Source organism: Bacillus sp. FSL K6-0268 (genome assembly GCF_038005425.1).
Lineage (GTDB): Bacteria > Bacillota > Bacilli > Bacillales > Bacillaceae_G > Bacillus_A > Bacillus_A thuringiensis_S.
This window is the reverse complement of sequence record NZ_JBBOTF010000001.1, coordinates 180,711-192,611: the sequence shown is the minus strand read 5'-3', so window position 1 is coordinate 192,611 and position 11,901 is coordinate 180,711. Positions and strand designations below refer to the sequence as shown.

The following is an 11,901-nucleotide window of genomic DNA, read 5'->3' as shown; positions in this document are numbered from 1 at the left end:
AATATAGTATATAAATGAAAGAACCTACTCGTATGAGTTGGCTCTTTCTCTTTTACAATATTTGATACGCTCTGCAGCAAAAAATATAATTAAATTACTTCCAAACAACACCTCGCCTCTCATATTCCATTCTATATTCAACAGCAGCTGCAATTTTAGAACTTGCGAACTTTTCCGTAATCCAAAGAGCTAAATCAGTTCCTGAAGTAACTCCTCTTGCAGTAATAATATCGCCTTGATCTACAATTCGGTAATGAAGAAGTTCTGCCCCATATTTACTCATTTCACCCTGTGCCAAATGGTGCATCGTCGCCTTTTTACCATTCAATATACCTGAGGCTGCTAGTAGCATACCTCCTGTACAAACTCCCGCAACAATCGTTCCTTCATTATGCATCTCTCTAATCGTTTCTGTCAGTGTTCCAAGCTCTGCTTGCTTTCGTGCCCCATGTTCAGCTTTATGATTCCAGCCACCACCAGGTACAATTAACAAATCTGGGCGATTATCCATTCGTAAAAAATCATGTAGTGTAACCGTAACTCCAAACGAGGTAGTAACTTCTTGTTTTCGTTCACTTGATACGAGTTCAACTGTAAACGGAGCCCCTTCTTCTATTGCTCTTTTCAGTACTTCAAACGGCGCGAAAGAGACAAGTTCTCCGAAGCCATCAAACAATACAATTTGTATTTTCATTTTCGGACACCCCATATTGTTTCTTTTTTGAATCGTAAATTAGGACAATAAATGTTATCTACAAATATACGACCAGGATTCACTCTTGCAATTACAGCCTTTACCTCCAATTGCCCTTTTTCATTTACTAAACGGTTACATTTATAAAAATCATCCTTGTTTAATTCAGAAATCATATGTTATCCCCCCTGAAACTGCTCTATTCTAACTTTACCACCATGACAGAATATTCTCTATTCGTTTTAATAGTTGTTTTAAACCAAAGAAGTAGATAATAAAAAGAGCCAATCCCTATAAAATAGAAGATTGACTCTTTACTTTACTCCCCTGTTTCAGAAAATCGCTTTATACGTTCACCAATTTCATCGCGAACACGTTGAAATTCAGACCACTCTTTTCCTGCTGGATCATCAAATCCCCAGTGAACACGATTCACATGCGGCGGAGTAGATGGACAGACAGCATCTGCATGACTACAAAGCGTAACGACTAAATCAGCACTATTTAAAATGGTTGCATCAATTATATCTGATGTTTGATTTGTTATGTCGATATTTACTTCGTTCATTGCTTTAATTGCGTTCGGATTTACTCCATGTGCTTCGATTCCTGCAGAATACACATTCCACTTATCTTCTAAAAATTGTTTGCCCCACGCTTCTGCCATTTGGCTTCGGCATGAATTTCCTGTGCATAAGAAATAGATTGTCTTTTTGTTTTCCATGTTGTTTTCCACCTTTGTTTTTAAATTATACTGGTTGATCATTAAAATATTTACGCTTAAACCAAAAAGCGACGTTTACAAGTGCAATCATTACAGGTACTTCCACTAACGGCCCGATAACAGCTGCCAATGCTGCGCCCGAATGAATACCAAACACACCAACTGCTACAGCAATCGCTAACTCAAAGTTATTACTACCTGCTGTAAATGCTAACGTTGTCGTCACCGGATAGTTTGCACCAATTTTTCTTCCCATAAAGAAAGAAACAAAAAACATTACAATAAAATAGATTAATAACGGAATCGCTATTCTTACTACATCTAATGGTACGCTAACAATCATTTCCCCTTTTAAAGAGAACATAACGATGATTGTAAATAGTAATGCAAGTAATGTAAGTGGACTAATCTTCGGTATAAACACCTTTTCATACCACTGTCTACCTTTTAACTTAACGAGTACAAATCGCGTCAACATACCTGCTATAAAAGGAATTCCCAAATAGATAAATACGGATTTCGCTACTTCTATCATTGTAATATCGACAATAGCACCTTCAATTCCTAACCATTCTGGAATGACTGTTACAAACACGTATGCATAAACGGAGAAGAATAACATTTGGAATACTGAGTTAAAAGCCACTAAACCTGCCGCATACTCTTTATCCCCATCAGCAAGGTCGTTCCAAACAATTACCATTGCAATACAACGTGCTAAACCAATCATAATGAGCCCGACCATGTATTCTGGCTTATCAGGAAGAAAAATAATTGCTAAAACAAACATAAGTACAGGTCCAATAATCCAGTTTTGTACTAAAGATAAAACCAATACTTTTACGTCTTTAAATACTCGGCCCATTTCCTCGTAACGAACCTTTGCTAATGGTGGATACATCATGACAATTAAACCAGCAGCAAGCGGAATAGACGTCGTTCCAACTTGTAATGTATTCAGTCCATCTACTACACTAGGAAACACAAACCCTAAACCAATTCCAACTGCCATAGCTAGAAAAATCCATAGTGTTAAATATCGATCTAGAAAAGATAAACGTTTCATTTTATTTTCCATCTCCTATTAACAACAAGAATTTTTAGCTACCTCATTTGAAGTCATGCAACAAGATGAATCTTCTATTTTGTGAACATCACTATCAGCTTTTGTATAAAAGAACTCCCACTCATTACCATCGGGATCCGTTACCCAAAACTTATCTTGCACTGCATAACAACAAGTCGTATCCATCTCATCACGCGCAAAGAAACCTTCTTTTTCTAATCGCTCTTTATGTAATGTAATTTCTTCAGCTGTATCCACTTGGAAACCAAAGTGATTTACTTGATTTCCATTCACTTCATCTCGTACGTTTAGCGTGAAATTAAGTCCTGGCGTCTCTAATAGAAATTTTGCATAATCTGATTTCACTTTAACTGGTAATACACCAAATACCTTTTCATAAAATTCAATAGATTTCTCTAAATTCGTAACGTTTATACCGACGTGAACATATCTCATACCTTATTCCTCCTCTTTATATGTCATTAATCAATTTTTTTTGATTAATAGTACAAAATTTTAACAACAACTACCTTTTCCTGTTTTTCTAAAGATACAACACAATTCTTCTGATAATAAATTATTCACTTCCGCATCATTCAAATCATAATAACTCCACGTACCTGTTGTTTCTTTTACAATTAAACCTGCATCTAATAAAATCTTTAAATGATAGGACAACTTAGATTGCGTCATTTCAAAAACTTCGGTTAAATCACATACACACGTCTGTCCTCGCTGACAAAGTTCATACATGATTTCTAGACGTTTCTGATCCGCCAACGCTTTAAATTTTTTCTCATAGAGCTGAAAATCTTGTGCCACTGTAGTTCACTTCCCTTCATCAACTTTTTTTGATGTTTATAGTATATACGCTAGTGAGTTTATTATGCAACTTATTAATCAAGTTTTTTGATTTAGAAAAAATTTCTCCCATTATATCTTTGCTACAAGTAAAAAGGACCATCGCCTTTTCAAAAATGAAAAACTACGGTTCTTTTTACAACTTAATAGTTACAATATTTCCTAGTAATGGAGTCTCTATAACTATTTAACTTTTAATTTGATTATTATAGAGTAGTGCCCCATTACCATCAATCTAAGAAAAACAAATACCCCCAAATGAGAAAAATCGATATAACTCTTCGGCAAATAAAGATAACTCTTGTTTTTGGTGCATATTCATAAAAAGCACGTCACCCTTTCTCATTAACATAAGAGAATAGTAACGTGCTTTTAATCTCAAAAATAGTCTAAATCCTTAAGTTGATGGTTGTGGGGCGGGACCCCATGCCCATCAAGCTAAAATTTTATAGTACCCCCCAGAACGAAATTTTGTACTAACTTGTAACAAAATGCTCATTTTTTATTTTGAGGATGCTTCAAAATATTAGTTTGATAGCAATGTGTCTCTATCCATATAGGTTCGTGAATTACGGTACTATGACCATATCGTACAGCTAGTTGAGTGTTCAAATGTTTTTGGTCAAAGCTTTTCTCCTAATATCATATGAACTCACTTCATCACTCCATAATTTTTAGGTAGTGAACGATTTTAGATTACCTAAAATCACTATGATATCCTAAATAATATTTAAAAAGCTAAGTCCATACATCGCAGCAACTGTAAAAATGACTGTCCATACTGCTAGACTGACCGTCATCCAACTTATGACGTGTGTCCGGTTAGATCCAAATGTTAAAGCTAATACGGCTGCAATATCAGTTCCTACGAGAATTGGAGCTAGAAGAGCCAAACCTGGAATACCATATCGATCCCATATTTTTCTTGATCGGGTTTCTTTTTTAGAAGGTGTTGTTATACCTTTTTTTTGTTTTCTTGCTGCTTGCCATTTTGCATACTGTTTAAAGAAAAAACCGAGTAATAGAACCAAGATAAGATTTCCTGCAAATGCTGTTACTCCTACTGCAAATGGTTGTAATCCCCATGCGATACCAAGTGGTACAACAATTGATACATCCATCCATGGGGCAAATGCTAAAAGAAATAACACTACATATTGCCATAATGCCCCCGCATTTTGAGCCCACTCCACCATATTGTTTCATCCCCTTTGTTAAATACGATTTAAAATAAAAATAGTGGTTAACCAATAGACAATATATTGACCTGCACCTAGTAAACCAATGCACAATAATGGAACAAAATTATGTTGAGAAAAGAGAAAGCAAATCCCTGCCGTTACTGGAAGCGCAATGCTATAGTAAATATACACATTTCGGCAAGCCTTATAGGTTACCCACTGCTGCCCTTCATCTATTTCACGAAATTCGGATGGTATAAAACCAAATAGCCTAATCTTATCATGAGGATTCTTTCGGTTATAAATCCTTGTGAGAATGAGCCATAAAAAAGTAACCGTCACTAAAATCCCGAAACATAACTTAGCTAAAATGACTTGTGTATTCATAAGAGAAAATAGTAAAAATGCAATAATCAACACAAATATACTGGCCCCTATAAGTGGAGATCTTAAAACCTGTTTTATCATAATCGTTCCTCTCCCTTTAAATAAAAAACCTCTTCTACGGTAACTTGAAATACAGCAGCTAATTTTAACGCCATAGTGACAGATGGAGAATAATCACCTTTTTCTATTAATCCAATTGTCTGCCTTGTGACCCCAATTGCATCGGCCAAGTCTTGCTGAGTCCATCTAAATCGTGCTCGTAATTCTCTAACTCTGTTTTCTAGTATCATAATTCCCCTTTCCTCATTTACAATTACTGTAATTGTAAATGATTACTAACAAAATGTAAACAATCATTTGCATTATGTAATGAATAATTGCTAAACACGACATAAATTACCCTTATGTTAAAAAGGGAGTCCACCCCATCGCTATCAAGATACCAAAACAAAATACCCCATAAAATGAAAAAATACGCTATTCTTTCTGTAGAATCATAGGAAAGGATGGCGTTTTTGTATGTCTATTTCTGTATCTGATGAATTACAACTATTTGCTCAAGAAATTCAAAAATTCTTATCTCCAAATATCTTACGAGATCTTGCTAGAGATGTTGATTTTGTACAAAGAACTAGTAAATACCAAGCAAAAGATTTAGTCGCTTTATGTGTATGGATGAGTCAAAATGTCGCTACAACTTCTTCAACCCAGTTATCTAGCTGTTTAGAAGCATCGACAGAAGTGCTCATCAGTCCTGAGGGACTGAATCAACGATTTAATAAAGCGGCTGTCCAATTTTTACAACACATATTATCTAAACTACTAAACCAAAAATTGGCCTCATCTATACCTATTCCTTCTCCATATATTTCTGTTTTCAAGCGTATTCGTATTTTAGATTCAACTGCATTTCAACTTCCAGATCCCTTTTCATTTGTTTATCCAGGTGCAGGAGGATACAGCCATACAGCGGGGGTGAAGATTCAGCTAGAGTATGATCTATTAAGTGGCCAGTTCCTGCATATCCATACAGGTCCAGGTAAACAACATGATCGAACCTACGGTTCCCTGCGTGTTCCAACTGTGACAGCGAATGATTTATGTATCCGAGATTTAGGGTATTTTCATTTGAAAGATCTTAAACATATACAAGACCAAAAGGCTTACTATATCTCTCGTATCAAGTCGAATACACGTATTTATCAAAAAAATCCCAATCCTGATTATTTTCAAGATGGAAGAATTAAGAAAGGTACAGAGTATATTCAAATAGATATGGAGGGTTTAATGAGCTCTCTTCAACCAGGACAAACATGTGAAATAGCTGACGCTTATGTAGGAATGACTGATAAAGTGCCGACTCGTGTGATTGTTCATCGACTAACAAAAGAACAACAACAAAAACGATTACACGATCAAACTGTAAGAGAAAAAAAGAAAGGAATGAAGTATTCTGCTCGTAGTAAACGACTTAGCGGTATCAATGTATATATGACAAATACCTCTATAGATATTGTCCCGATGGGACAAGTACATGATTGGTATTCTTTACGTTGGCAAATCGAGCTTTTATTTAAAACGTGGAAATCATTCTTTCATATTCATCATTGTAAAAAGATAAAACGAGAACGATTAGAATGCCATTTGTATGGGCAACTGATTGCCATTTTACTTTGTTCTTCTACCATGTTTCAAATGCGACAATTGCTTCTTATGAAAAAGAAACGAGAACTGAGTGAATATAAGGCCATATATATGATTAAAGATTACTTTCTTCTTATTTTCCAAGCTATACAGAAAGACACCCAAGAGCTATCAAAGATTTTAATTCGCCTGTTCAACCTCCTACAGCAAAACGGGAGAAAATCTCATCGATATGAGAAGAAAACAGTCTTTGATATATTAGGTGTCATTTACAATTGTACCATGTTTGATAATCAAGCGGCTTAAATCAAAAAATTGAAACCCATTAGGGTTTATTTCGTATGCAAATCTTTAAATTCCCTACACGTAGCTTTTAAAAAAAAGAAACAACCTCTATTATAATTAACGTTTTATGGTCTTAGCTTGATAGCGATGTGGCGGTACCCCATTGCCATCAACCTAAGCTTTTGTGATACCCCCCATAACGAAATTTTCACCTTTTTACAATTATTTATGAGAATTCAGCTCATTTTTTCGTTTTGGGGAACAATCAATTTCTTAAGTTGATGGGTATGTGATAATGCTTCCATTTGAACAAATTTTCCTTTTCCATACCAATCACACATCTTTTGTAGAGTAATAGTATCAGCATATCCCAGTTTAAGAGGTTACTTACAAAATATTTAAAATTTTTCCGCGAGAATCCTCCGAAATGTAATACGGACTTTAAATATTTTCATTTATAATTCTTTATTTGTCTATACTTTTCATACCGCTGTTGTATAAGCTCTTCTGAGGATAATAGTATCAATTTTTTTAGAGATGATTCGATTACAGATTCAATCATTTTTGCCTGTGATTTTATATCATTTTGTGCTCCACCTTTAATTTCAGGAATGATTTCATCAATAATTCCTAAATGTTTTAAATCTTTTGCTGAAATTTTCATATGTTCAGCAGCTTCTGGAGCATACTTAGCGTCCTTCCATAGGATAGATGCTGCTCCTTCTGGCGAAATCACCGAGTACCATGAATACTCTAACATATGGATATGGTTACCGACACTAATGCCAAGAGCTCCACCACTTGATGCCTCTCCAATTACAATACAAACAATTGGCACTTTAAGTGTAGTCATTTCAAATAGATTTCGAGCTATCGCTTCAGAAATTCCACGTTCTTCAGACCCTATCCCTGGATAGGCGCCTATTGTATCAATAAATGTAATAATAGGGCGATTAAATTTATCAGCTTGTTTCATAAGTCTTAGCGCTTTTCTATAACCTTCTGGATGTGCCATTCCAAAATTTCTTTCTATACTTTCCTTTGTATTTCTACCTCTTTGATGACCAATAACCGTAACGGGCATTCCTTTAAATTTTGCAATACCACCTATCATTGCTTTATCATCACCATATAATCGATCACCATGAAGTTCGAGAAAGTTTGTAAACAATAAAGGTATATAGTCCAATGTCGTGGGTCGGTTACGTAGCCTTGCAATTTGAACTCGTTGAAAAGGTGTAATATTAGAATAAATTTTATCTTGCATTTTATTTAAACGTTTTTCTAATTCATGAATTTCTGACGATAAATCTACATTATTTTCTTTCATAATTTTCTTTAATTCATCAAATTTCTCTTTTAATTCAATAATAGGACGTTCAAAATGCAAACTCATTTTATCCTCCAAATGTTATGACTTACCTCACTCTAATCAAAAGACTTAGAAATAGAATCAATAAATAATTCAAAACCATCCACAACTATTTTTTGTTCTGATTCTGATAAATTATTGAGAATACTTTGATAAAATGTAATGGATTGCTCTCTTAAGCAATTAACAGTTATGTGACCTTTTTCTGTGAGGTGCAGAAAAAGTTCTCTTCTATTTTTTTCATTTACTTCACGATAAACAAGCCCCTTTTTTACTAACTTATCTACCAATCTACTTACAGTTGAAGTCTCTAATCTAAGTTTATTGGATAGTTGCCAAACAGTTAATTTTTCCACCTCTAGTTCCTCTAACGCCATCATTTGAGAAGTTGGTAAAGGTTTTTCAAATGGTCCATTGGGCAAATTTTGAGATTCAAAAACCCCAGTTATTATAATCATTTTCTTAATATCCGTTCTTAGTTTTAAGGCATCTTCTCTTTTCAAATAGGTCACCCTCCTACAACTAATGTATCATACATCAATTGTATTATACATGAATATGTTTTTTTCACAAGCTTAACGTAAGCCAATATTACAACATGGACGAGATATTTCTTCTTGTTAAAATGGTATAAGTGGATTGTTTTCTACAAATGGCAGAACATCAATTATGTATCAGGGGCCTTTATGGGGTACCGCTCATCGCCATCAAGCTAAGAAAATAAAACTACCCAAAAACGAAATTTTGTGATAACTTGTAACAAAAAACTCATAATTTTTTTGGGGAGTTCTACATTCTTAAGTTGATGGGCATGGGGTAGCACCACATCGCCATCAAGCTAAAATTTTATAGCACCCCCAGAACGAAATTTTGTACTATCTTGTAATAAAATGCTCATTTTTTCGTTTTGAGGTATTTGCGTTTCTTAGTCTGATAGTGATGGGGTGGGCCCCCACACAGTACGATTTTATTTCAAAAACACAACGATTTTACTACACACTTTTTATTTATCCCAAACTCTCATCTGCTAGTATTACTATTTTTCATTACTAATCTTGCCGTTTCACTCGGATGGCTAAGAGGAAAATGATGGCCATATGGAACAAAATCAACCTTACCAAGATACGATGGAGCAGAATAACCTCTGTCATAATCCCCCAAAATAATGTGAAGATTATACTTTGTTACTTCCTTGAAATCACCTTGATCTTTTTTCAGTAGTAAACTGTTAAGCTGAACCGTAGTATTTAAAATTCTAGGAGAAGTAAAACTGTTACTTACTTTTTCGATATAATGTTCAGGGATGCTCTCCATACTTTCAAACAAACCATTATTTAATAAATAACGCCCTATCAAATTAGGAGTTGCCAATTTTAATGTCCATTTGTTTATAAATTGGGGAACATTTAGCAATTTAGCATTTTTTTTAGCAACAGGTGGCTGAAGTAACGTAATTGAATACTTCTTATCTATGTACTCTTGTACCAATGCTTCCAGAAGAATAAATGCACCGAATGAATGGCCAATTAGATGTGCACCATTCGTAGCTTTCTCCAATAACTTTTTCACTACATTCAAATAGATAGCTAGAAGATTTTTCTCTTGTTTAAAAGGAGAACGTCCCAAACCTGGAAGATCCAAAATCCATACAGGTTGACCAGTTTTTTCATGAAGCTCTTGTGCTAAAGGAAATAAATCCTCTCCATCACTCAATAAACCATGTAATAAAATAAACGGTTTACCCTCTCCTTGTAATTGGTAAAGGGTATTGTTATCGCATAATGTTCGTTTAAATACATGATTATGCTGGCCATATTGATACATCATTCGATAATCCAGATCAGCTACTACGGCAGGGAAAAATTTCATTACACTCGTCTCCTTAAACCAATCTCCTCCCATAATTTTTTTCGCTGAAACATTTGAAAATTTTCGTTTTGTAATAAAATTCAGTCCATCAGAAGGAATTTTTGTTATTTTACTTACTCCACTATTCATAATTGCTTTCATAAGTGGCATTGGGACAGAGATTTTTGGTGCCCTCATATTCATACTTTCTGACATAATACTTAATAACTCAGCAATGTTCTGATCGTGCTGTTTGTCTTCAACAAGTGTATATGTTTGAATAGTCGGTTGCTCTAATCTGAAAACCTGCACAATAAACTTCGCAAGCTCATCGTTTGAAATAAGTGGTAACCTATATCCCTTACCTCCAGGAATCATTGGCATGAGCCCTCTTCGCATACTCATCACAAGCAAACCTAATCCTGCTATCTGCTCTGTACTCCCTGTTTTACTACTACCGACTACAGTTGGCGGATTAATTACAGAAAGCGGATAACCTACTGCTGATGCCTGCTGACGGATATAAAGATCTGCTAAAAATTTTGTTCTCTCATATGGATTTTTTATTTTCAAATAATTATTTCCTTCTTGAAACACATCAATTGCAATCTTGCTATTTTTATCATCAAAGGGACTCATATAACCTACAACATGAATAAATTGTTGCAAGCCCTTCAATTGATGAATACTTTTAGCTAATTCACTAATATGTTTTGCGCCATTTAAAAATACGGAAGCTGCCTCTTTACTTGTCGCTTGAATATCCATGGGGCCTCCTGCGTGAATAATCACATCCGTTTTCAATACCCTCTCCTTATCTTCAGCACTTAGACCTAAATCTTTTTTCGTCAAATCACCTTCAATAAAGTCCATAACTTCCTTTTTTAAGTTTCCTCTTTCTTGAAAAAGGCGTATTGCTTTACTTTTCGACCTTACTAAAAGAAGAATTTTAACATCCTCTTTGGCTAATTCTTTCACTAATTGCTTTCCAATAAAGCCTGTTCCACCAGTTAAAAATACTGTTCTCATATAAAATCCCCCTTTTAGTACTAATCAGTACTAATTTAATTTAAAAAAAATGCTTCTTTTATCGAAGCAATTTTAAAAAATGATCTGCTGTTTTCGTGATTACAGTTGCATCCTTCAATGTTTCTGAAATAAATAACGCTCCTTCAAGATTTGTAATAAAAAGTGATGCAACCTCATCAATATGAATCGTATTTCTAAATTCTCCATTCTCTACCCCTTGTTTAAGTAATAGAGAAACTTTCTTTTGTAATCCTGTAAAAAAAAGACCTATTTTTTCTTTTATTTGCGTGGCCTGTTTAGGACTTTGAATATAAAGAGTAATAAATGGACAGCTCCCCTTATACTCTCTCGACTGAACTCCTTGTGATAATTGCTTTAAAAACAGTTGGATACGATCTTCAACTAAAAATTGGTTCTGAGAAAGTACGTCATCAATTGCAGATTGATACATTTCAATCCAATAATCAACGACCCCTTCTAATAATACTTCCTTATTAGAAAAGTGATAATACACATTAGACTTTGAAACTTTGCTTACACGTACTAATTCATCCATACTTGTATAAGCAAACCCTTTTTCTAAAAATAATGTTGCAGCTACTTCAATCACACGTTTTTGATTCATTAATTTTACCTTTGTCATAACTAGAACTATATAGTACTAATTTAAATATTACAAGTATTTATGTTAATTTAGAAAAAAGTTTGTTTAAAAAAGTTCCACTAACATTGATTTTACTGCAAAAAAAATCTTATTTTGAATAAAGTTGAACTGAACCCCGAAATTGTTAATTCACTATCGTCTAATAG

General features: G+C 34.4%; 13 protein-coding genes and 1 pseudogene. 1 reads left to right on the top strand and 13 read right to left on the bottom strand.

Translation table 11 applies throughout. The annotated features are described in order from the left end of the window. Window positions 1-94 precede the first annotated feature (94 nt). From MHI28_RS00975 to MHI28_RS00935, 9 genes and pseudogenes are all read right to left on the bottom strand, one after another. Window positions 95-694, bottom strand: coding sequence for a DJ-1/PfpI family protein (locus MHI28_RS00975; RefSeq protein ID WP_000701570.1), 600 nt, complete (start codon window positions 692-694; stop codon window positions 95-97). 38 nt (window positions 695-732) lie between these two features. Then, window positions 733-870: pseudogene (locus tag MHI28_RS00970) on the bottom strand (GNAT family acetyltransferase); the annotation flags it as partial. Between the two features lie 143 nt (window positions 871-1,013). Beyond that, complete coding sequence (arsC, locus tag MHI28_RS00965) at window positions 1,014-1,418, bottom strand: arsenate reductase (thioredoxin) (protein WP_000428340.1); 405 nt, start codon at window positions 1,416-1,418, stop codon at window positions 1,014-1,016. 25 nt (window positions 1,419-1,443) lie between these two features. Further along, window positions 1,444-2,484, bottom strand: a complete 1,041-nt coding sequence (gene arsB / locus MHI28_RS00960) for an ACR3 family arsenite efflux transporter (protein WP_000826538.1) — start codon at window positions 2,482-2,484, stop codon at window positions 1,444-1,446. An 18-nt stretch (window positions 2,485-2,502) separates the two neighbouring features. After that, entirely contained in the window at window positions 2,503-2,940 is a 438-nt protein-coding gene (locus MHI28_RS00955; RefSeq protein WP_001271002.1) for an ArsI/CadI family heavy metal resistance metalloenzyme, read from the bottom strand. A 60-nt stretch (window positions 2,941-3,000) separates the two neighbouring features. After that, the gene (arsR, locus tag MHI28_RS00950) at window positions 3,001-3,306 is read right to left on the bottom strand and encodes an arsenical resistance operon transcriptional regulator ArsR (protein WP_002162753.1); all 306 of its coding nucleotides are present in this window, start codon (window positions 3,304-3,306) and stop codon (window positions 3,001-3,003) included. Between the two features lie 758 nt (window positions 3,307-4,064). After that, a complete protein-coding gene (locus MHI28_RS00945; protein WP_000230643.1) occupies window positions 4,065-4,541 on the bottom strand; it encodes a small multi-drug export protein in 477 nt (158 codons plus the stop codon). Between the two features lie 18 nt (window positions 4,542-4,559). Then, the gene (locus MHI28_RS00940; RefSeq protein ID WP_000595642.1) at window positions 4,560-4,994 is read right to left on the bottom strand and encodes a hypothetical protein; all 435 of its coding nucleotides are present in this window, start codon (window positions 4,992-4,994) and stop codon (window positions 4,560-4,562) included. Beyond that, entirely contained in the window at window positions 4,991-5,203 is a 213-nt protein-coding gene (locus tag MHI28_RS00935) for a helix-turn-helix transcriptional regulator (protein WP_000599740.1), read from the bottom strand. Before MHI28_RS00935 ends, MHI28_RS00940 begins: the two co-directional genes overlap by 4 nt. 229 nt (window positions 5,204-5,432) lie before the next feature. Here MHI28_RS00935 and MHI28_RS00930 point away from each other — a divergent pair, with 229 nt between their 5' ends. Continuing rightward, window positions 5,433-6,863: an IS4 family transposase gene (locus MHI28_RS00930; RefSeq protein ID WP_079245733.1), complete on the top strand. Its 1,431-nt coding sequence runs from the start codon at window positions 5,433-5,435 to the stop codon at window positions 6,861-6,863. 430 nt (window positions 6,864-7,293) lie between these two features. Here MHI28_RS00930 and MHI28_RS00925 read toward each other — a convergent pair whose 3' ends face one another. From MHI28_RS00925 to MHI28_RS00910, 4 genes are all read right to left on the bottom strand, one after another. Further along, window positions 7,294-8,238, bottom strand: a complete 945-nt coding sequence (locus MHI28_RS00925) for an acetyl-CoA carboxylase carboxyltransferase subunit alpha (protein WP_000052086.1) — start codon at window positions 8,236-8,238, stop codon at window positions 7,294-7,296. 32 nt (window positions 8,239-8,270) lie between these two features. Further along, on the bottom strand, window positions 8,271-8,717 hold the full coding sequence (locus tag MHI28_RS00920; RefSeq protein WP_002094076.1) for a MarR family winged helix-turn-helix transcriptional regulator: 447 nt from the start codon (window positions 8,715-8,717) through the stop codon (window positions 8,271-8,273). 517 nt (window positions 8,718-9,234) lie between these two features. Beyond that, window positions 9,235-11,091 carry an alpha/beta fold hydrolase gene (locus MHI28_RS00915; protein WP_001261152.1) on the bottom strand — a complete coding sequence of 619 codons (1,857 nt, stop codon included), beginning with the start codon at window positions 11,089-11,091 and terminating at the stop codon, window positions 9,235-9,237. A 58-nt stretch (window positions 11,092-11,149) separates the two neighbouring features. Further along, the gene (locus tag MHI28_RS00910; RefSeq protein WP_001072318.1) at window positions 11,150-11,716 is read right to left on the bottom strand and encodes a TetR/AcrR family transcriptional regulator; all 567 of its coding nucleotides are present in this window, start codon (window positions 11,714-11,716) and stop codon (window positions 11,150-11,152) included. Between the last annotated feature and the right edge of the window lie 185 nt (window positions 11,717-11,901).